Source organism: Micromonospora sp. NPDC048839, from assembly GCF_040649915.1.
Lineage (GTDB): Bacteria > Actinomycetota > Actinomycetes > Mycobacteriales > Micromonosporaceae > Micromonospora.
This window is the reverse complement of sequence record NZ_JBEZGL010000014.1, coordinates 118,163-138,536: the sequence shown is the minus strand read 5'-3', so window position 1 is coordinate 138,536 and position 20,374 is coordinate 118,163. Positions and strand designations below refer to the sequence as shown.

The following is a 20,374-nucleotide window of genomic DNA, read 5'->3' as shown; positions in this document are numbered from 1 at the left end:
CGCTGGTTATGCTCGAACTTGAAGAGCAGATGAGCGGCTAAGCAGTCGACGACCCACCCGAGCTCTCGTACGGCCGGGTTGATCTGCCCTCCTCCGACTCGGTGCTTACCCGGCACCGCCGACCCCCGACGCATCATCGCGCAGGTAAGCCGTGGCCCGGCTGTCCATCGATAAGGCGGGATGTTTTCGGCGAAGTGCGATCAGTGTTGCCCGCACCTCAGGTTGCTGAGCGGCTTCGGCGAGGTCGAAGGCTTCGGCGGCGTAGGCGTGCGCGACGCGAAACGCACCCAGGTCCAGGGCGAGGGCGCCGAGCAGCCCGGCCAGGTGGACGGCGACGGTGTAGAGCCGGGCGCGTTGTGGTGGGTGCTGCTGCCCGGCCATGAGCTCATCCACACAGGTACGCAACGCCCGCAGGTGCGCCAGGCGGACTGCTGGCGGAAGGCGTTCCTTGTCGGCAATCGCCTGTCGGATCTCGTCTTCGAGGTAGCTGAGTCGGGCATCTTCGTCGTTGCAGGCCTTCAGCGCGGCTCGGCGGGCGTTGATGCTGTTCTCGTCTTCCCAGAGAGCCGATTCGCCTTCTCCGCTGTCGTTGGAATCGGTGCTGGCGATGGGCTTCGGCCGGTGCGGGTTCTTCGCCGACGGGACCGTCGTTGGCTGTGGTTGGTGGTGCTGGACTCGCGTGGTGAGGCGGTCGTATTCCTGGGTGAGGATGCCGCCGGTGTGCAGGGTGGTGTCGCAGCGTGTCCAGAACTCGCGCTCGGGGTGTTGGCGGCCGGTCTCGGTGTTGGCGACGGAGCTGCGGCCGTACTGCACGAGCCGGGCGAGGCCCTGCTGGGTGAGGTTGGCTTGCTTGCGCAGCTGTGCGAGGTGGCGGCCGAGTGCGCGCCGTGCCGTCGTGATCTCGTCGTCGGCCATGGTTTGCCACCCCCTGGCGGTGCCGAGATGCGGTCACGATGCGGGCAGACCGTATCCGCCGCCTCCGACAATTCCTGGGTCGGTTACTGAGGGCTGTCGGGGGTCGGACGGGGTTTGGTCGACAGCCGGGCAGCCTAGCGGCTGCCTTGGCCGCCGGTAGCGGTCACCCGCGGCCGACGATGTCGCCGTCTTGTCGGAGTCGGCAGCGGAATCTGCCGACAATGTCGTGGCACGGCGCGGCGGGCGTGTCGGACGGCTGGCGTCCTACGGTCGACTCATGCCCGCCGAACGCCGTGACGTCACCGCCGATCTACCTCGCAAGCGGATGGCCGCAGGGCTGCTCCTGACCGATCCCGGCGGTCGAGTGCTGCTTGTCGAGCCGGCATACAAGGCCTCGTGGGAGATCCCCGGTGGGTGCGTCGAGGCCGACGAGTCGCCCTACCAGGCGGCGGTCCGGGAGTGCCGTGAGGAACTCGGGCTGACCCTGACGCCCGGCCGGCTGCTGGTCATGGACTGGGTGCCACCGCAGCCTGGCCGCACCGAGGGGGTCATGTTCGTCTTCGACGCGGGCACGCTCACGTCCGAGCAGACGGACCAGATCGTCTTGCCGCCGACCGAGTTGCGCAGCTGGTCCTGGTGCGACCGACCGGAGGCTGACCAACGCCTATCGGCTCTGCTGGCCCGACGCGTCGCCGCAGCCCAGGAAGCACGCGGCCACGGGTTCACCAGGTATCTGGAGAACGGGCTGGTCACCTGAGCCCCGGCCCTACACGGGCCAGCCGCATCCACGATTCGACTCATAGCCCTCTGCTGAAATCCAGCCCACGGGAGGCCGCCTTCAGGCGACCGGCCCGACTCACACATGTGCCACAGCCATCCGTTTGCATGATTTTGAGGAGGTTTGTCCATGACTCAGACGACCACCGAACAGAGCCCCAGTACAGCGGGCCAGCCGGGCACCCCGCGACCGGAGTCGGTCTTGCCGGAGCTACGGGCCACATGGTGGGAGACGGGAGTGCGGGCCCGGGCGGAAGCGGGCGTGTTCACCGTCTTCGCGGAACTCCCCCGGCTCGTCTGGACCGCTCTGGGCGTCAGTTGGCGCGCCGACCGGCTGCGTACGGGCGTGGTGGCGGTAGCGACGGTCGGCGCCGGGGTGATGGCGGCCTTCGGCCTGTTGGCGACGCAGCGGGTGTTGGTGGAGTTGTTCGCCGGCGGGCCGACCGCGGACAAGGTCCGGGCGGCGTTGCCCGCGCTGGCCGTGCTGGCGGTGGCGGTCGCGCTGCGTGCGGGGATGGGCATCGCCACGGGGTACGCGCAGAACGCGTTGACGCCGCAGGTGAGCCGGGAGGTGGAGCGGGGACTGTTCGAGGTGTCCACGCAGGTGCGGCTGGAGGCGTTCGACGCCGACGCGTTCGCCGACGACATGGAACGCGCCTCCCGAGGCACCGAGTCGGCGATCGGCCTGGTGCAGTCCTCGATGAACCTGCTCGCCGGGCTGGCCGGTGTGCTCGCGGTGGCCGTCGCCGTCGTGGTGATCCACCCGCTGTTGCTGGTGGCGTTGTTGGTGGCGACGGTGCCGAACGGGTGGGCCGCGCTGCGGGCGGGGCACCTGCGGTATCAGACGTACACCGCCGGGTCGGTGCGGCGGCGCCGGCTGTGGCTGCTGCAGCGGTTGATGGCCGAGCGGGCATCCGCGCCGGAGCTACGGTCGTACGGGCTGCGCCGGTTCCTGCTCGACCAGTACGACCGGGTCATGCAGGTCGAGACAGACATCCAGCTCGTCCTTGCGCGGCGGGTCACCACCACCACCTCGGCCGGGGCGATGATCGGTGGAGTAGCCACCGCCGCGGTGTACGTCCTGCTCGGCCTGCTGCTCATCGACGGGCAGATCCCCCTCGCCGCCGCGGCGACGTGCGTACTCGCCGTGCAGTCCGCGCAGCGCTCCCTCGCCATCGTCACCTTCCAGGTCGACCGCGTCTACACCGAGGGTCAGCACTTCAACGACTACACCGGGTTCATGACCCGCGCCGCCGCCTACCTACCCCACCAGCAGACGGGCACCGACCCCGCCGGCACCCGACCCGACCGACTGCGCGATCTGACCGTAAGCGGGGTAAGCATGCGCTACCCCGACCGCGACACACCCGCCGTCGACAACGTCACCATGACCATCACCGCCGGACAGACCGTCGCGTTCGTCGGGGAGAACGGCTCGGGCAAGACGACCCTCGCCGCGATGATCGCCACCCTCCGCACCCCCAGCGAAGGCGTCATCGAGTGGAACGGCCGGCCCATGTCGGAGTGCGACATCGACGGGCTGCGGGCGCGGATCGCGGTGGTCACTCAGGAATATCACAAGTGGCCGTTCACCGCGGCCACGAACATCGCCATCGGCAACGTCGACACCGATGCCCAGCAGGACCTCATCGAGGCCGCCGCCGCCCGCGCGGTCGCCCACGACATGATCACCGAACTGCCCCACGGGTACGAGACACTGCTCGACCGGACCTTCGCCCGAGGCCAGGACCTCTCCGGTGGGCAGTGGCAGCGCATCACCGCCGCCCGCGGTTTCCTACGCGACGCCGAACTGCTCATCATGGACGAGCCCTCGTCCGCGCTCGACCCCCGCGCCGAGGACGCCCTGTTCCAGGCCATCCGCGACCGGAAAGGCCGGGCCACCACGATCCTGATCACCCACCGGCTGGCGAACGTCCGCCACGCCGACCGGATCTTCGTCCTGCACCACGGCCGGCTGGTCGAGGCCGGCAGCCACGACGACCTCATCGCCACCGGAGGCCGGTACGCCGAACTGTTCGCCCTCCAGGCCGCCGGCTACGACACCACCCCGAGCGAGGACAGCCCCATCCCGCAACAGCACCTACCCGCCTCGCGATAGGAAGAACCGTCATGGACCACGCGGCGCCCACCGGCACCTCCGAGACGATCCTCATCAGCATCCGCGGCAACTCCAGCGCCGGGAAAAGCACCATCGCCACGGCGTTGCGACGCCGACACGGCCGCGGCTGCGGCTGCGGCTGCGGCTGCGCCATGGTCGGCCAAGACCACCTCCGTCGGATCCTGCTCAGGGAACGCGACAAGCCAGGCGGCCTCGCGCCCGCAGTCATCGCGCAGAACGTTCGTTTCTGCCTCGACCACGGCTACCACGTGATCCTGGAAGGGATCATGCACACCGCCCGGTACCGGAGCATGCTCACCGAGCTGCGCGACGCGCACCGCGGGCGAACGCTCTTCGTCTACCTCGACGTGTCGCTGCCAGAGACCCTCCGCCGCCACGAGACGCGTCCCTTGGCGGCGGAGGTGTCGCCGGAAAACCTGCTCAGCTGGCACACCCCACAAGATGTCCTCGGCTGGCCCGACGAGCTCGTCCTGCCTGAGACCACCACCCTGGAGCAAGCGATCGAGTGCATCGCCACTGCCGCCGGCCTGCCGTTGACCGGCCGCGACAACGACCTGCTCTCGGCAGTCCCATGACCGCACCACCCAGAGCAACCCCAGACCATGTCGACCTCGGGGCGGATGACGTGTTTCCGGCGCTGGTCGCCCGTGCCGCTGCTGCAGGGGTGGGCACCGGTCGGGTTGTGCACCGTACCGACAAGGCCGTCGTCGCCACCGGCCGGCGCGACGGCCGACCGGTGATCGTGAAGCTGTTGACCACCGACGACCCGTACTGGGTAGGCCGGCGCCAGCACGAGCTGCGCATGTACGAGCTGTTCACCGATCAGCCGCCCCCCGTGCGCGTGCCGCGGGTCCTGTACGCCGACGCCTACCTGACCGTCCTGACGCAGCTACCTGGGCAGCGCCTGGACGACCAACGCCACCTCACCCGCGACGTCAGCCCGGCCACCGCACAGCTGGTCCTGAACACCCTCGACACCCTCGCCCACTGGATGCCAGCACCGCCACTGCCGCAACCTGTCGACTACCACGGCCGCATCGACGCCGAACACGCCGCCGGGCTCCTCGACGACGCCGACCAGTACGCCCTGCACACCCTCGTTGACCAGCTCGGCCCGGGCCGGGTCACCGCACACGGCGACCCCCTACCCGCGAACCTGCTCCTCGACCGCGCGCACTGCGCCCTCATCGACTTCGAGCACACCGGCAGCTACCTACCCGGCTACGACCTCGCGCTGCTGCACATCGTCGCCACCGCGGCCAGCCCGACCCTCACTGCCGCGATCGCCGAACGCGTGCACACCGCCGACATCGCCACCTCCTACTCCGTCAACCTGCTCCTGCTGACCTGCCGAGAGATCCGCCTGCACACCGTGCTACCAGCAAACGACTCGACCACGTCCCGGCTCGCCTACCTGCGACAGCTACTCAGCCAAGCACGCCACCACGTTCAGGCGCTGATGCGATGGGCTTGAACCGGACGATCGCCGGCGCGCCGGTCCAGCGAAGCCCTGTGGGCGGCTCACAGGCACCTTCCCCGCTGAGCCGTGACTTCCACCGACTGTGGGGCGCCTACTCGGTCAGCCACCTGGGATCCGCCGTCGGGGCAGGCGCGCTGCCGCTGGTCGCGATCCTGCTGTTGGACTCATCGGCTCTGCAGATCTCCCTGCTCGCGGTGATCTCCGGCCTCGCCTCGGCGGTCATCGTCCTGCCCCTGGGCCCTTGGGTGGAGTTCCGGCGTAAACGGCCTGTGATGATCGGCGCCGACCTGCTGCGCTTCGCGGCCCTGGCCAGCGTCCCCATCGCCGCCGCGCTGGGCGCCCTGACGTACGAGCAGCTGTGCGTCGTCGCCGTCGTACAGACCGCCGGCACCATAGTGTTCAGCGCCGCCAGCGGCGCGCACCTGAAACACCTGGTCACCGTCGATCAGCGCGTCACTGCGAACAGCCGATTCGAGACCTCCCAATGGACGGCGAACAGCCTCGGCTCACCCATCGGCGGTGTCCTCGTTTCCTGGCTCGGCGCTACCGCGTCCATCACCGTCGACGCCGCAAGCTTCCTGATGTCCGCGCTCGGGATCCGCCGCCTCCGCAGCCCCGAGCCGCCGCCACCTGCGCGGCAACCCGAGCCGAGCCGGGGCCGGGAAGCCATCGAAGGATGGCGGCACATCCTTCACCACACGGGCCTGCGAGCCCTGTTCGTCAACGCCATCATCTTCGGCGGCGCCATCACGGCCAGCACGCCCATCATCGCGGTGTTCATGCTCCGCGACCTCCACCTGGCTCCCTGGCAGTACGGCCTGGCCCTCGGACTGCCCTGCCTCGGCGGCATCCTCGGCTCCCTCACCGCCGGCCCCCTCACCACCCGATACGGCCTCCACAGGGTCCTGCTCACCACCGGCGTCGCCCGCACAATCTGGATGGGATTCATCCCCCTCGCCCCGCCCGGCACACCGGGCCTGATCATCATCACCCACGCCGACACACTCCTGCTGTTCATGGCGGGAACGTTCAATCCCACCTTCGCCGCCTACCGCATGAACCACACCAGCGAGCACTGCCTGTCCCGCGTCCTGACCGCCTGGTCCATCACCAGCAAACTCACCCAACCCCTCTTCATCGCAGCCGCCGGCATCCTCGCCGCCGCCACCGGCCCCCGCACCGCCCTCACGGCAACCGCCGCCCTCACCCTCACCAGCGCCGCGATCCTGCCATGGAAGACCACCCCGAACAGCCCGCCCCACACCCCCGCCGCGAACCCGCCCAGCGGACGTCGCCTACTGGCACGTCGTTCCGGTAGCGCGAGCACCGGCCTGTCTACCGCCGTCACGGCCACCGCCACCACACCCAGGGAGAACGCAAAATGAGCGATGACAACCCGCAGCGGCGGGCACCTCGCCGGTACGCCGGCACCACGACTGATTTCGTGCTGGACGGCACCACGGGGCGCCTCACCACGGCCACCTCGTCCGGGCAGCTCACTCACGTCGAGCTGCGCGTCGGCAAACACGGCTCCACCCTGGCCGGCCTAACCGAGGCGCTGTCCACGGCGATCACCACCGGTCTGCAAGCCGGCGCGCCCCCGTCCGAGTTCGTGGCCCCACTACGGCACACCCACTACACCCCTTCCGGCGCCACCACCGACCCGGACGTGCCGCACGCGACCTCGCTGAGCGACTACCTCGCACACCGCCTCCACCAGCAACACATCAGCACCCCGCCGCACCCAGACGCCGCGCAGCTGCCTGGAGACATTCAAACCAGCACGTAGCCACGACTGCCCTCGGCCAGCTGGTTGCCGCACCCCCGCAGCTGACCCGACCTCGATCAACCTGGACCTGCCGGAGGTGAAGAGGGCATGCGCGATGACGAGTTACGCGGTCTGGTTGGCGGGAGCCAGCCGCTGATGCGGGCGCTGCGCACCGTGCGGGACTCGGGCCTACCTGACGCCTGGATCGGCGCCGGTGTCCTCAGGGACCTGGTGTGGGACCAACGCTACGGGCACGGATTCGACTTCTCGCAAGCTCGGGATATCGACGTGGCATTCTTCGACCCCACCGACCTGACCCCCACCAACGACGAGCACGCCACCGAACATCTGACGGCGATCTGGCTCGGACCGCCATGGGAGGCGAAGAACCAGGCCGCCGTGCACACCTGGTACCCCGCCCGATTCGGAGGCGACCCCGTCCCCGCGCTGCGAAGCATCGCCGACGCGGTCGCGACCTGGCCCGAATACGCCACCGCCGTCGCGATCCGTCTCGACGCCGGCGGGCACATCGCTGTCTGCGCACCCCACGGACTCGATGACCTTCTCGACGGCATCTGGCAACGCAACCCGACCCGAGTCAGCCAGGTCGTGTCCGCGCAACGACTAGCGCGGCAACGCCCCGCCCACCGCTGGCCCCGAGTCCGAGTCCTCAGCTGATCACCCGCGATGGACGCCAGGAGGCTCGCCCCAAATGCTCGACGCCCGCCGAATGGACGACTCGTCCACTCTCACGATCGCTGCCGCCCAACCGCCAGTCACCTGCGACGCCACGCTCAACGGCACCGCAATCCGTGCGCTCATGCGCCGCGCACGTCAGCAGGGTGCCTACTTGGTGCAGTTCCCCGAAGGCGCCCTGTCCGGCTACGCCGGGCAGGCCAAGGACCACTTCGCCGGCTGGAACGTCGACTGGACAACGCTACGGCGGGAGCTGAACAAGACGGCCGCGCTCGCGGGTGAGCTCGGCCTGTGGGTGATCTTGGGCAGCAACCACCGACTCAGCGGCGAGCACCGTCCGCACAACAGCCTTTATGTGATCTCCGACCAGGGGCGCGTCATCGACCGCTACGACAAGCGCTACCTCTCCCACACGGAGATCACCCGCTTCTACACCCCCGGCTTCACACCAACCGTCCTCGACCTCGCGGGATTCAGGCTGGGGTTGGCACTCTGCATCGAGATCAACTTCCCGGAGCTGTTCCTCGACTACCTGCACAGGGGCGTGGACTGCGTCCTGTTCTCCACCTTCTCCGAAGACCCAATGTTCGCTGTGATCGCCCAGGGCCACGCCGCCACCATGAGCCAGTGGGTCAGCGTTTCAGTGCCCGCGCAATGCAGCACCGCCATGCCCGCCGGAATTATCGGCCCGCACGGCGGCTGGCTCGCCCGCTGCGCACCCGATGGCACCGCCGACCTGGTCTGCGCAACGCTCGACCGCGACGCCCCAGAGCTGCGCATCGCCGTACACCACGCCCGCCCCTGGCGCGTCACCGCCCGCGATGGCGCCATCTACCGACAGCGGCGCGTGGACGATCCGCGCAGCCACAACCGCACCGAGGGGTGACAGTGGCGCCGAACCAGGCGCCACCCATCGAACAATGTCGTACAGCGACTGTACGGTCACTCTTGGCAGTTTTTTGTGGTGGAGGGAGCTTGCTCATGGTCAAGCGCAGCAGCCGATCTCGGCGCAGGGAACCGATTCGCCGGCCGATTCCAGCAACACGACTGTCCGCCTCGGCGGACAGGGTCACCGACCTGACCGGGCAGCGCCTGGTCGACGGCTGGCCGGTGACCGAGCAGGTGCGAGTGCGGCTGGCCCGCGGCGCGGATATGGCCGCAGTGCGTCGGCTCACCGCGCTGGCCGGTGTCCGTCTCGAGGACGAGGTCGCCGACGACCTGGACGCCGGTGTCGGCGGGGCCGCGTTGCGGGCCGGCTTGGACGGCGGTTCGGACACGTACATGCGATACATGGCCGAGAAGTTCACCGGCCCGCAGGCCATGGATCCGAGGAGGCTGCTGCCGCCGGCGACGCTGGTGCTGGTGGCCGAGCACGACCAGCGCGGCGTTGTCGGAGCGGTGGTCGCGTACCCGCCGGGTGGTGTGCTCAAGCAGCTGGTCGAGCATCAACGGCGGGCAGGGTTGGGCAGTCAGCAGCTGTTTCAGCTGGTCATGGCTGGCGTGATGTGGATGGTGCGGATCAAGGCGATCGCGGTCGACGAAACGATGCGCGGCCGCGGGATCGGCAGTGCGTTGCTGCATCGCTGCCAGCAGATTTACGCGCACTGCGGCTACATGATCACGTATGGGCAGATGGCCGACAGCCCGGAGCTGGAGCGGTTCTACCGCAGCCACGGCTTCGACGTGCTGGAGCGTGACAGCGGGTTCGACCCGTGGGTGGTCCTCGGGGTTCACGCCGAGATCCGCCCCGACCCGGGTGAGCGCACGTTCGTCCGGCATCAGAAGGCAGGCGCGAATCGGCGGCCCGGTCGGGTGCCGGCACCACGACACAGCAGCAGGACGCCATTTGACCCGGGCACCCTGGCCCTGCATGACGATCACCTGCCGGCACTGCTGACGCAGGGCTCTGGGGAGTTGCTCGCCATCCAGTTCCTGCCCCTGCTCTGGGTCAAGATGGCCGAGGGGCAGCGCGCCAACGCGTGCATCGACGCGTGTACGCAGCTGCGGTACGCCTACCAACAGTTCGGGATCGTCGCCGAGATCCTGCCGGTCGGTGTGGTGATCCACGACCCGGACGGCGGTCGTACCCGGTACGCCACTGACGAGCCGAGCTGGTACGACGACACCACCCTGGTCGGGCACACCATCCTGCTACTGCCCGAACACGACAGACTGGTGGATCCGACCATCGAGCAGGTACCAGAGGTCCGGGCACTGCGACAAGGTCCGGTCATCGGGCGGCTTCCTGAGCCGAACCGGCAGGCGCTGCGTGACGGCGATACCAGCTTCGCCGTCCAACGCGCTGACCTGCTCATCGAGTACCAGCCGGTCCGGCCCGAGCATCGGGATCGGCTGCTGAGCGGGCCGCTGCTGGCCCGAAACGACGTCCAGTATCGGCGCGGCGCTGTCAACCTAGCCGCAATGGCCGTACAGGCGTTCCGCGATGCAGGAGCCGCCGATCGCATCCGGCAGACCCCCGCCTTCCCCCGCCTAACGGCGCTGCTCGATGCCATCGGCGACGCTCCGATCGGCGTCGACGAAACCACCAGCGATGTGCTGATTCACCTGCCCGGGGGGCCCGTCCGGCTCGACCAAGTCCCGGTCCCCCGATTGCCGTAGGGGAATGACGGTAGTCCCGACTGCGGAATGCCTTCACCGCTCGGTTGACGGCTATGGGACGCGGATCGGGCATCGTCGCATCGACTATCCGCAGCGGCGCGTGGACGATCCGCGCAGTCACGAGCGCACTGGAAGTGACAGTGGTGCAGAACCTACGCGGCTTGTACCGAGGCCGACCTCAGTTCCCGCTGATGATCGTCGGTTATGGTCGATTCGACCACGCCCACGTTCCCGCCAGCCTGCGGAAACAACTGATGGAACTAGCCGCCAGCGACACTGCCCATTGGGGTCTGCTTTTCGTGCTCGACGCCCGAAGGCGCCGTTGGACCCTCTTCTCCCCCGACGCGGAGTACGCGGCGCTGTTCGCACCCGCCGCCCACACCCTGAACCTCGACGTCGACGTCTTCACGACGAAGTTCCCCTGCTGGAGCAGCGGATGGCGGATCACCTAACTAGGGCACCTGCGTTCGCCCGGGGATCGCCTCAGGCTCCAACCGGCGTCAGCGGCAGCGTCACCCACACGTGGCCTGACCCGGCGGCTTGCGGCGTCCGATGTCGGCGGTCGCCATGCCCGGCGTCATCTCCGCGACCTGCGCGACGACCTCGCCCTGCGGGCTGATGATGTTCGTCGGCCCGTAGCCGATCCGCTCCGCGCCACGCTCACCGGTGACGTCAGCTGACACCAGCCACATGCCGCTCTCCCGGGCCCGGGCGGCGCGGATCGGGGTGTGCCGGTCCTTCCATTGCAGGGCGGAGGCGCGGCGCATCATGTTCTGCGCTGGGACGAGGAGCAGTTGCGCGCCCTGCGCCGCCACCGCCGCGGCCGCAGCAGGTACCCGGGTGTCAGAGCAGATGTTGATGCCGAACCGCACGCCTTTAACCTCGAAGGTTGGGTAGTCCTGACCTGGAGTGAAGAGCGATTCTCCCGGCATGAGGTGGGTTTTACGGTAGACGCCGAGGAGCTCACCGCCGGCCACGACGACCGCTGAGTTGAAGTACTGGCCCGCCCGTCGTTCGATGACACCGAGGACAAGGGTCTGCCCGATCCGGCCCACGCGGCGCAGCAGCGCAGCGAACGACGCGGAGCGCAGATCCATAGCGTGGGCGTCCAGGTGCTGCTCCTGCACGAGATAGCCCTGCAGAAAGCACTCCGGGAACAGCAGCAACTCCACATCCCGCTGATCAGCCTCGCGGCCGAACTCCTCGATGCACTGCACCGCCGCGCCGACATCGCCCAGAATCTCCGGGGTCTGACAGGCCCCCACCCGCATCACCTCGGCCACTCCGAAACCCTAGCGAGGTCCGACGACGTTGCTGCTTGCGCGCTGACAGTGGGGACGGCACCGCCGCTGCGGGACCTCCTGTGAGACTGGCCGGCGTGGAGGGTCACGGCACGCGCAGACGGGCAGCGTTTCCGCCGCCGGGTTAGCCGGTCTGAAGGCGCTTGTACGACCGGGACCGGCCAGGCCTAGGGCATGGTTGCGGCGTTGTTGGCCGCGAGCCAGCCGGCGGGACTGCCGCAGTCATGGTACTCACCGGTGACGGGGTGGATCAGTACGTCGTTGTCGCGGGCGAAGGCGATGACGGCGTCGGTGGCCTGATACTCCCCGTTGGCAGCCGGAATCAGCTCCTGGAAGTAGGCCACCGCGTCAGCGGGTAGCAGGGTACGGCTGATGTTGATGTACGCGGTCGGCTCGTCGTAGTCGTGCGGCTTCTCGAGTAGCTCGTCGAGCAGTTCATGACCCTCGGATGCTCGCGGGTGGAGGATGCCGTAGCGGTGGGCCTCGGCGCCGGGCACCGTGGCGGCGGCGAGCGCAGCCGGCACTCCGGCGGCGACCCGGGCCGCGGCGAGGTCGGCCAGGTCCGATCCGCCGTCGTTGCGTAGCAAAAGGTCGTCGCCGGCCACCAGGAGGAAGTCGTCGCCAGCGATGAAGTCAGCGGCGACGATCGCGGGCAGCGCGGTGCCGTACCGGTCGTCGCGCGGCTGTTCGATGAACGTAAAGTCGGCTTGGCTGTGCAGGTCGACGACGGACGCGTACTTGTCCTGCCAGCCGCGTGCGGTGAAGTAGTCCTTCAGGTCGTGGTCTTCGGTGAAGTAATGACGCACCTGGCGGCCGATCTCGCCGGGGGCGGTGACGATCGCGATCTCACGGGTGCCTGCGGCGACGCAGTCAGCGACCGCGTAGGCGACGACTGGTTGGTTGAGGATCGGCAGCATGCACTTGTTGATCGTTTTGCCGATCGGGAAGAAGCGGCTGCCCATGCCGGCGACAGCGATGACGGCCCTCACGTGCTTACCTTTCGGTTGGGTTACACCGGCCGTCAACGTGTAGCGACAGTGAGCCGGGCGGACCAATGCAGCTTACGCATAGCATTGGGTCAATTCGGGCACCTAGTGGAGGCGCGCACGGGCGCAGGCCGCCGGCGACGGCGGCCTCGATCCCTCTGCGTACGAGAACGACGCCTGTCCGGTGTCGTCTACCGAGACTCAGGCACCGAATGCACACCCCGGACTTGACGCAGGAGCTACTTATCGTCCCGGGCCGTCTTCCTCCTCATCGGACGCTTGTGCTGTGCGGCGATATTGAGGATGGCCCTCGTCCATCTGAATGGCCGCGTGCAGTGCGACTGGGTAGCGGGCGCGGCCGGACCAATACATGGTCTGGTGACAGAGCTGAGCGGTGGCGACCGCGAGTGCCTCATGAGAGACACGGTCATTGAGGGCGATGGGGTAGATCTCGGTAGCGGTCATCGAGTACCACGGTTCGGGCATCTCGCTCTTGCGGCGTTCTTCGCGGTTCTCGGAGATGACGGACCGTTTGGCGTCCCACCTGGTGTACTTCGCGCCGAGCCGGCCCGAGTTGCCACCGTCGTAGTTGCGCGGCACGTTGCACAGGACCCAGACCGGCGTGCCGAAGTCCGTCTCAATCTCGTAGAGAGCGTTGGTCGTCTCGCCTTCTCGTACGGCGTCTTTTGTGCTGAGTACGTGGGTGTAGGCGATCGGTGGGGGCACTCTGTCGTCGGCGATGTTGACGCGGATGATCGCGTCGGGGCGTTCATCGTCTTGCAGGCTGTAGCCCGGCAGCCACCGCTTACTCTTCCCTTCTCCGGGTTGGCTGCCCTGCTTGCTGTTCTGCAACCCATCCCAGATGCGGCGGGCGCTGTCCTCGTCGACGGTGACGACGTACGGCCGGCCATCGAGGTCCTCGGCGAGGTCCTGCAGTGCCTGTTCGACGACGTCGCCGACGTCGTCCCAGCGCTGACGGTACGACTTCTTGCCGCCGTTCTCCTGCGGGTATTCGGTCTCGTGGAACTGGTTCTGGGCTTGGCGGTAGGGCTGCCATGAGGCGACAGTCGAGCTCCAGCCGAGCAATTGCCACACGTCGCCTGGCGTCGGCGGCGGGATCAACGCGGTCGCGGTCACGACCGTTCTGGGAGAGCTCTTCTCACCCTTGCGTTTGTTCTGCTGGCGGATGTGGAAGCCGACGTGGGCGATGCGGTCGGCCCCGTACCCCGCGTGTCGCTTCTCAGGACGCAGGGCGTTGGCGATGCGGTCGTCGATGATGCCGAGCGAGCGGTAGAGGTCGAGCAGCGCCATCTCTGCCGGGTGGTCGGGGTCCTTTGGCTCGATGATGCCGTTGGCGTTCCTGCCTAGCAGGTACTGGCTGGCGATGTCCTTGCTCGCCAGAATCATCTTGCTCTGTGGCTTCGCGTCCGCGTCCTCCAGTTCGGCGGGTTTGAGGCCTGGGATGTCGTCGGTGGTGGGGATGTGGGTTTCGCACCAAGCACCGATCAGGACGTCGCCGCTGGTGTCGAGTGCCGCGGCGGCGGGGTTCAGTGCCTTGGTCCGGCCGTTCGGGCTACCGTGCGCCAGGAAGTTCGCCGCGAGGTGGAAGACGGCGGTGATCGTCCCGCCGAAGAGATCGATCTCTTCGCCGTCGTGCGGGTCGAGGCCCTCGGTCTCGAGGCCGTACGTCTTGGCGAGGGCAGCGATCATCCGCAGCCGGGTTTCGTCGCGGTACCAGAGGCAGACCAGGCGCAGCTTGGTGAAGCCGGCCGCTTTGACTGCGGCGGCGATGGAGGCGGGCTCGGGAAACGCGCTGCCCTTGCCGCGCAGAGCCTTCTTGGACCCGGTGGCTTCGCGTTCTGCCTTGCGGCGGTCCATCTCCGCCTTGGGCACCCTCTCGGGGTCAGTCGGTCGGTGCGGCAGAGCCATGGTGGTGGCGCGCGCGATGAGTGGCTCTGCCCGGCCCTCAAACCGGCCCAGGACGTGCTCGTTGAGGACCCGCAGGTGGTGCATGCCGGTGCCGACGCCGATGGGGAACGGCCGGCTCTTCGGTAGTACGGGCCAGATCTGGGCAGGGCGTTCACGGGAGAAGCTCAGGGTGGGCCTGCGGTCCTTGCCTGCCTCGGCGATGGCTTCGGCGCGCATGCGCTGTTCGGCCTGCGAGCGGGTCGCGATGGCCTGCAGGACGGAGTAGTCCATCTCGAGGCGTCCGAGCGCCTCGAGCGCGTAGCGGCTGATGGTGCGGGCGCCGCCGCCGCCGTGCAGGCCCACTTCGAGGACCGGGCGGTTGTCACCGGGCTGGACCGCCAGCACGGTCCTGCTGTAGATCAGTGAGTCCGAGATCCGGGTCACCCGGGAGGTCACCATGAGTACGGGGGTGGCGATGTTCGGCACCGTTTGCAGCGTGAGGGCGGTACGTGACAGGGCGTACCGGCCGCCCTGGTCATTTTCCCAGGGGTCGTCGAGAGCGATCAACCCGCCGGTGACGTCTGGCCGCAGTGGGATGGCAAGGCCTTCGCGAACCGTCCAGGGGCCGGCCAGCTTCTGCGCCAGGCCCCAGGCGATGGTGCGGAACACCCAGTTCGGGGCGACGGGCTGAGTGCCGGTCTGCGGCCGGACGTGCTCGGCGAGGCAGACCTCGCTCTCCGGAGTGTCGGCGATCTTCTGTGCCAGCTCCGGCGGCCGCCGCAGGTCGATTTCGTGGATCGCTATACCCTGGGCCAGCCCGTAGGTGAGGGTGAACACCCGGCACAGGAGCTTGTCGTCGATCCGCTCCCGTGATGCGAGGAACGGCTGGGGCCCACCAGGCTCGAAGTAGACGTATCCGCCGGTGAGGACGCTGAGCACGGTGGTGGCGATCGAGTACGGGGCCTGGGCTGAGTCGTTGCCGTACCGCTTCTGGCAGGCGCGGTTCAAGTTTTCCCACAGGGTGCGTGTCTCGGCGTCCAGGTTTCTCAGGTACACGCGGTCGTTGCCGACGAGGTCGGGGGTGCAGCGGTACGCGAGCGTGTCGAGATAGCGTCCGGGCTCGCGGTGGTGTCGGGTCACTCGTCCTCTTCTCGGAAAGCGTCCAGCACGGTGGGCTCGTTGGGGTCGATTCCGGCGTACGACAGGAATGCGTTGAGCGCTTCGCCGTACAGGTCGTTCATCTGTTTGCGCACGTCGGGCGGCCACTTCGCGTGAATGCGGCGCAGGATGGTGTCGAGGTCAGCGCTCCAGGTGTCCTCGTGGAACGCGAAGTCGACCATGTGCAGGACGGCTTCGGTACCGCCACGGCGGGCCCGACCGGCGAGCTGGATGAGGTCGACGATCATGCCGGCGACCACTTCCTCCTGCAGGGATTTCTGCATGGAGGCGAACTGGCTCGCCGAGCGCAGCAACAGCCTCAGCCTCTCCCACGCGGCGTCGCGGGCGGCGGCGAGCGCGGCGACGGGATCACTGCTTCCACCGGCGGGGAGGGCGCGCATGCCGGCTGCGTTGATGCTCCCGTACATCTCGGACGGCTCGTTCAACAACGCCAGGGGCCGCACGCACAGGTAGACCGACCGCACCGCGGAGCGGATGCCCTTGACGATGTTGAGGCCACGCGCGATCAGCGACAGCGGCACGACCAGGATGTTGCCCCGGTCCGGGAAGGTCTCGAACTCTTCCTGGGTCAGCCGGACGGCGAGGTTCTCGCGGGGCAGGTCCGGATTGAGGCTGTGCCGGTCCTCGGCGCGCACGGCCACGCACAGTCCGGACCGGTAGTTCCCGGACTGGGCGATGCCGCGGGCGAGCAAGGCGCACTGCTCGTACGAGTTCGCGACGACGAGCACGTGGGCGCGGTCGGGGTCCTCGCGAGCTGCCCGTTCCAGCTCCCGGCGGATGTGCCGGTCGTACAGCTGGTCGCCGAGCTCGATCAGGGCGTCTCGTTTTCGGCTGGTGTGCAGTCCCGAGACTTTGATCGGTTCGCCGAGCAGCGGGTGCCCTTTGCCGTAGTCGACACGCCGTTTCCGGGCGCGGATGGAGCGGGCTTGTGCGTCGGTCATCCACCAGCGGACCGGGGCGTGGACATGTTCGCGGACGGCCTGCGGGAAGAACGCCGTCGCTGACAGCCCCATGACGGGCCGTTGCGTTCCGGCCAGGCTCAGCGAGACGATCCCGCCGAGTTCGGCGGTGAACAGGTGCGGGTCGCCGCCGATGGTCTGGGCGACCAGCTCGGCGCTCTTCTGCCTGTCATCGAGGCCGGTGACCCGGTAGCCGGTCAGGGAGCGGCCGAGCATGCCGATCGGCATCACGGTGGTGATCGCCGAGTGCTGGAGCTGCTCGATGATCTTCTGAGCGGAGCGCAACCCGGACGACCGGAAGCGCTGCGCGTTCTTGCGGACCTCTGCGAGCGCCTCGTCGAGTTCGATCATCACCGCGCGGGTCGCCAGCAGGTTGATGATCTGGGCTCGGCGGTGCCCGTCCTTGATGACGTCGCCCAACAACTCGTGTAGTTCGAGCTTGACCGCGTCAAGCAGGCTCTCGCCTCGTGGTCCTACCAGTGCGCTCAGGCCCCGTTGGACGTCCGCCCACACCGGTTCGAGCGCGCCGCTCGCGCGTCCGTGCCGGTCGGCATGCTGGTAGCGCTCAGGCATCAGCGCGTTGATCCGCTCGACGATCTCGGTGGGTATGCCCGCGTCGCCGATCTCGGAATCGGGCCACAGCAGTCGGGCCAGTGTGCGGTCGCGGCCACGCGCCATATGCCAGCGGCTACTGGTCTGATCGGGAATGCGCTCCTCGGCGCGCTGGTCCTCGGCAGCGTGAAGCTTGAGCGCGTTGCGGCAGATACTGAGCAGCAGGAACTCAGCCATGAGCCGCACGTGGCTGACCGACGGCAGCAGCACGTTCTCGTCGTCGATGGGCAGCCGCTTCGCGTCGGTATCGATCTCCTGAGGGGCCGAGGTCCAATGACGGCGCGAGTGCAGTTTCACGTCGCTGGCGCAGCGTTCGATGGCCCTCGACTGGAACTGATCCACCTCGTCGATGAGCACGGCATGGCTGGTACGCAGCGCGAACTCGGCAGCCGTCAGGGTCCGCACGGGGCGGCCATCGAGATTGACGCCGATCCGCAGGGTGCCCTGCAGGAAATAGAAGTGGTTCATGACGACCACGTTCGCGTCGCACGCCTCGTAGACCGGGGTGAACTTGCTACAGGTCGGGATCCACGGGCAGGCCGAGACTCCGACGCCCTGACGGCCGAGCGAGAGGCAGGGTTCACGTCCGGGCGGGTAGTCGCCGGTGGACTCGGTGAACTCGCGTTGCGCGCATCCGTAGGCGAGCGGGTCGATGTCGCGTTCTCCGCGTAGACCCCAGTCGCCGGGCGATTCGGGGTCTTCGTCGATCAGCGAAGCGTGCTTGACGGCCCGCTCGCGCATGCTGCTCGAGGACATCAGGTGCGCGCACGTCGGTGTGTGGTCCAGGTCCTGTTGTTCTCGGAGATAGGCCAGGTCGCCCTGGATGTTCGAGGTCATCGCCAGGCAGGACTTGATGTCCGGCTGCACGAGCGTGACTCGTAGGTTGCGCAGGGCGAACCAGCTGGCCATGACCCGGACCAGCACGCTCTTGCCGGTGCCGGTGGGAGCGTGGAAGATCTCCAGGCCGACGGCCGACATTGTTAAGACTTCACGGGGCGAGACGACGTCGGTGGTCTGCAGCACGTCGACCAGGCCGGTGAGCGTGGTGTGCAGGAACCGCTTGTCCGGCGGGAAGCGTTCGTCGATCTGGGCGGCCAACGTCAGGAGTTCGTGCGTGGGAATCTGCAGCTCGGGCGTATAGGGGACGGTCGACACGTGCGGCAGCTGGTCGAGGTCGAACGGTTCGGTGAAATGCGGATAGCGCGGGATCCGCACCCGCCCGTGGATCTGACCGCCGTCCTTGACGTAGATCGTGGGGGTACTCCACGTTCCGGGGCCCGCGAAGTCCGGCGGCTTCGGGCGGACGCTTGGGCGCCGGAACCGGGCGGTCTGGCGATCGACGTAGTCCAGCAGGTTCCCGCCAACGCGAGGAAACGCGGCGTCAGCCCTGAACGGGTTGTTCCCGGCGAGCTCAAAGGCCGCGATGGGTGCCTGTTCCTCGTCCGGACCTGGATCGGAAGGGGTGAGGGCGGTGCGGGCGGCGACCGAGAAGGCACGATGCTCGGCCAGGTCGGCCGGGGCGATCGATCCGACCAGCGCAATCCGCTGCTTCTCGTCGTGGGTAAGCCTGCTCCAGCGGTCCCACACCGTGTATTTCCCGGACAGCAGGAACGCGGCGTCGGCGAACCCGGCGGCGTCACGTGCATCACCGGGGATACGGCGCGGGAAATAGTGGGCTGCCAGTGCCAAGGCGGCGTGCACCACACTGGTCTGCACGGTCGGGTCGCTCATGCCCACCTCACCCCCGCTTGCTTGCAGACCAACTCACCGAAGGCCGAGGCGGTCGCCACCTTCATGTCGTACTTCTGGCACACCTCGGACAACAGCGGGACCTGCCCGGCCCGGTAGTCCGGGACCACGAGCCATCCGGCGCCGCCGCGGTCACCCTCCTGCGCATGGATAAGGCTCGCGAGCGTCGTCGCCGACGTGTAGTCCTTGACGTCGACCTTGAAGGACGTCTTGGTGCCAGGGATTGTCACCTTCAGGTCGTAGGCGTCCAGGGCCGGCCAGAGGTCCACCTTCAGCCCGCGTTCGACCAGCCGGTCCCGCAGCGCCAGCTCCGGAATCCCCGGCACCGTGGTGTATCGCCAGATGCCCCGGGTCAGCGCCTTGTGGTTCTCCGCCGGCATCGGCTGGGGAACAACATCGATGTCGGGTAACAGCACCGCTTCGCGGGCGGCGAGACGGTCCGGGCGTGGCTCGGGAAGGAGTTCGGCAGCAGAACCGTCATCGCTCGGACGGAACAGGTAGGAGGCCCCCATATCGGCGTGCGGGGTGTGCCAGCATCGGGCCGACCCCACCAGCGCACCGGCGCTCTTCGCCAACGCCAGCCGCATCGGCCACCGGCAGATAGGACACTCGTACCACCAGCCTTGGTGGATCGAGGCGTACGGGATGTCGGTGTAGAACTCGACCACGGTCGGCGGCAGCCGCAAGTCCGCCAGCTCATCTATCGGCCCGGACGGATATCGGATCAGATCCGCACGCCCGTTCTCGTAGACCGATTGAACGCCCGGTTTGCTCAGCGCCAGATACACAGTCTCCTGCTCCACCTCCTCCCGCAGCTCGCGCACACCCGCGAGCATGTCCGAGCTGCGATCGAGTTTGCGCAGAGTGTGCAGCAGCATCCTCTGCTCGAAGTCCAGATCGAAGGCGTCCTCCGTGACCTGCCCGTCCTGATCCATGACGAGCAATCCCTTGAGATCGACTGGCTCCACCCCCTCGGGCAGTAGCTGCGCAAGGTCACCCGAAAGAGCCTGCCGGAACCAGCCGAACGGCAACGGGCTTCCCGGGCCGCGGGCAGCCAGCACAATCCCGTGGCACTCCATCAAGGTCTCCAGCCGCCGCTCCGGCTTCCACCCGGCAGCAGTGAGAGCCTTCGCGGCATGCAGGGCCGCTTTGGTGACGAGGTACCGAACATGAAGATCACTTAGTGTGCGCGCGTCGTCATCGACAGCATTGGTCACGAGGGCGGATGTTAGACCCACCCCCTGACAAGAGCAGGCCCCGAAAGAGGTCGGGGCCGGTGTCAGAA

The 20,374-nt window shown here is 68.1% G+C and carries 16 protein-coding genes; 10 read left to right on the top strand and 6 right to left on the bottom strand.

Features of this window, described 5'->3' with window-relative positions; translation table 11 throughout:
- Positions 1 to 105 precede the first annotated feature (105 nt).
- Complete coding sequence (locus tag AB0C25_RS24855; RefSeq protein ID WP_357376631.1) at positions 106 to 915, bottom strand: helix-turn-helix transcriptional regulator; 810 nt, start codon at positions 913 to 915, stop codon at positions 106 to 108.
- Between the two features lie 277 nt (positions 916 to 1,192).
- On the opposite strand from AB0C25_RS24855, the gene AB0C25_RS24850 reads away from it, so the two are divergent.
- From AB0C25_RS24850 to AB0C25_RS24805, 10 genes are all read left to right on the top strand, one after another.
- Positions 1,193 to 1,672, top strand: coding sequence for an NUDIX hydrolase (locus AB0C25_RS24850; RefSeq protein WP_357376630.1), 480 nt, complete (start codon positions 1,193 to 1,195; stop codon positions 1,670 to 1,672).
- 150 nt (positions 1,673 to 1,822) lie between these two features.
- Positions 1,823 to 3,811 carry an ABC transporter ATP-binding protein gene (locus AB0C25_RS24845; protein ID WP_357376629.1) on the top strand — a complete coding sequence of 663 codons (1,989 nt, stop codon included), beginning with the start codon at positions 1,823 to 1,825 and terminating at the stop codon, positions 3,809 to 3,811.
- Between the two features lie 11 nt (positions 3,812 to 3,822).
- Positions 3,823 to 4,407, top strand: a complete 585-nt coding sequence (locus tag AB0C25_RS24840; RefSeq protein ID WP_357376628.1) for an AAA family ATPase — start codon at positions 3,823 to 3,825, stop codon at positions 4,405 to 4,407.
- 107 nt (positions 4,408 to 4,514) lie between these two features.
- Complete coding sequence (locus AB0C25_RS24835) at positions 4,515 to 5,306, top strand: phosphotransferase (RefSeq protein ID WP_357376627.1); 792 nt, start codon at positions 4,515 to 4,517, stop codon at positions 5,304 to 5,306.
- Between the two features lie 38 nt (positions 5,307 to 5,344).
- A complete protein-coding gene (locus tag AB0C25_RS24830; RefSeq protein ID WP_357376626.1) occupies positions 5,345 to 6,697 on the top strand; it encodes an MFS transporter in 1,353 nt (450 codons plus the stop codon).
- Positions 6,694 to 7,101 (top strand): hypothetical protein, encoded by a 408-nt coding sequence (locus tag AB0C25_RS24825; RefSeq protein WP_357376625.1) that lies wholly within the window; start codon positions 6,694 to 6,696, stop codon positions 7,099 to 7,101. The genes AB0C25_RS24830 and AB0C25_RS24825 overlap by 4 nt, the downstream gene beginning before the upstream one ends.
- Positions 7,102 to 7,188: 87 nt before the next feature.
- Positions 7,189 to 7,758: a nucleotidyltransferase family protein gene (locus AB0C25_RS24820; RefSeq protein WP_357376624.1), complete on the top strand. Its 570-nt coding sequence runs from the start codon at positions 7,189 to 7,191 to the stop codon at positions 7,756 to 7,758.
- A 34-nt stretch (positions 7,759 to 7,792) separates the two neighbouring features.
- Positions 7,793 to 8,662, top strand: coding sequence for a carbon-nitrogen hydrolase family protein (locus AB0C25_RS24815; RefSeq protein WP_357376623.1), 870 nt, complete (start codon positions 7,793 to 7,795; stop codon positions 8,660 to 8,662).
- 95 nt (positions 8,663 to 8,757) lie between these two features.
- Positions 8,758 to 10,395, top strand: coding sequence for a GNAT family N-acetyltransferase (locus AB0C25_RS24810; RefSeq protein WP_357376622.1), 1,638 nt, complete (start codon positions 8,758 to 8,760; stop codon positions 10,393 to 10,395).
- 53 nt (positions 10,396 to 10,448) lie between these two features.
- Entirely contained in the window at positions 10,449 to 10,847 is a 399-nt protein-coding gene (locus AB0C25_RS24805) for a hypothetical protein (protein WP_357376621.1), read from the top strand.
- 60 nt (positions 10,848 to 10,907) lie between these two features.
- Here the strand turns inward: AB0C25_RS24805 and AB0C25_RS24800 are convergent, their stop codons facing one another.
- The 5 genes from AB0C25_RS24800 to AB0C25_RS24780 form a co-directional block, all read right to left on the bottom strand.
- A complete protein-coding gene (locus AB0C25_RS24800) occupies positions 10,908 to 11,678 on the bottom strand; it encodes a carbon-nitrogen hydrolase family protein (protein WP_357376620.1) in 771 nt (256 codons plus the stop codon).
- Positions 11,679 to 11,863: 185 nt separating this feature from the next.
- Positions 11,864 to 12,685, bottom strand: a complete 822-nt coding sequence (locus AB0C25_RS24795) for a sugar phosphate nucleotidyltransferase (RefSeq protein ID WP_357376619.1) — start codon at positions 12,683 to 12,685, stop codon at positions 11,864 to 11,866.
- A 240-nt stretch (positions 12,686 to 12,925) separates the two neighbouring features.
- A complete protein-coding gene (locus AB0C25_RS24790; protein WP_357376618.1) occupies positions 12,926 to 15,730 on the bottom strand; it encodes an RNaseH domain-containing protein in 2,805 nt (934 codons plus the stop codon).
- Positions 15,727 to 19,071: a hypothetical protein gene (locus tag AB0C25_RS24785; protein WP_357376617.1), complete on the bottom strand. Its 3,345-nt coding sequence runs from the start codon at positions 19,069 to 19,071 to the stop codon at positions 15,727 to 15,729. The genes AB0C25_RS24790 and AB0C25_RS24785 overlap by 4 nt, the downstream gene beginning before the upstream one ends.
- Positions 19,068 to 20,306, bottom strand: coding sequence for a hypothetical protein (locus tag AB0C25_RS24780; RefSeq protein ID WP_357376616.1), 1,239 nt, complete (start codon positions 20,304 to 20,306; stop codon positions 19,068 to 19,070). The genes AB0C25_RS24785 and AB0C25_RS24780 overlap by 4 nt, the downstream gene beginning before the upstream one ends.
- Between the last annotated feature and the right edge of the window lie 68 nt (positions 20,307 to 20,374).

Bases quoted from the DNA above. Each gene is read 5' to 3' on its own strand.
- AB0C25_RS24850 (WP_357376630.1), top strand. From the start codon at position 1,193: ATGCCCGCCGAACGCCGTGACGTCACCGCCGATCTACCTCGCAAGCGG.
- AB0C25_RS24820 (WP_357376624.1), top strand. From the start codon at position 7,189: ATGCGCGATGACGAGTTACGCGGTCTGGTTGGCGGGAGCCAGCCGCTG.
- AB0C25_RS24785 (WP_357376617.1), bottom strand. From the start codon at position 19,071: ATGAGCGACCCGACCGTGCAGACCAGTGTGGTGCACGCCGCCTTGGCA.
- AB0C25_RS24840 (WP_357376628.1), top strand. From the start codon at position 3,823: ATGGACCACGCGGCGCCCACCGGCACCTCCGAGACGATCCTCATCAGC.
- AB0C25_RS24855 (WP_357376631.1), bottom strand. From the start codon at position 915: ATGGCCGACGACGAGATCACGACGGCACGGCGCGCACTCGGCCGCCAC.
- AB0C25_RS24815 (WP_357376623.1), top strand. From the start codon at position 7,793: ATGCTCGACGCCCGCCGAATGGACGACTCGTCCACTCTCACGATCGCT.
- AB0C25_RS24810 (WP_357376622.1), top strand. From the start codon at position 8,758: ATGGTCAAGCGCAGCAGCCGATCTCGGCGCAGGGAACCGATTCGCCGG.
- AB0C25_RS24825 (WP_357376625.1), top strand. From the start codon at position 6,694: ATGAGCGATGACAACCCGCAGCGGCGGGCACCTCGCCGGTACGCCGGC.
- AB0C25_RS24845 (WP_357376629.1), top strand. From the start codon at position 1,823: ATGACTCAGACGACCACCGAACAGAGCCCCAGTACAGCGGGCCAGCCG.
- AB0C25_RS24805 (WP_357376621.1), top strand. From the start codon at position 10,449: ATGGGACGCGGATCGGGCATCGTCGCATCGACTATCCGCAGCGGCGCG.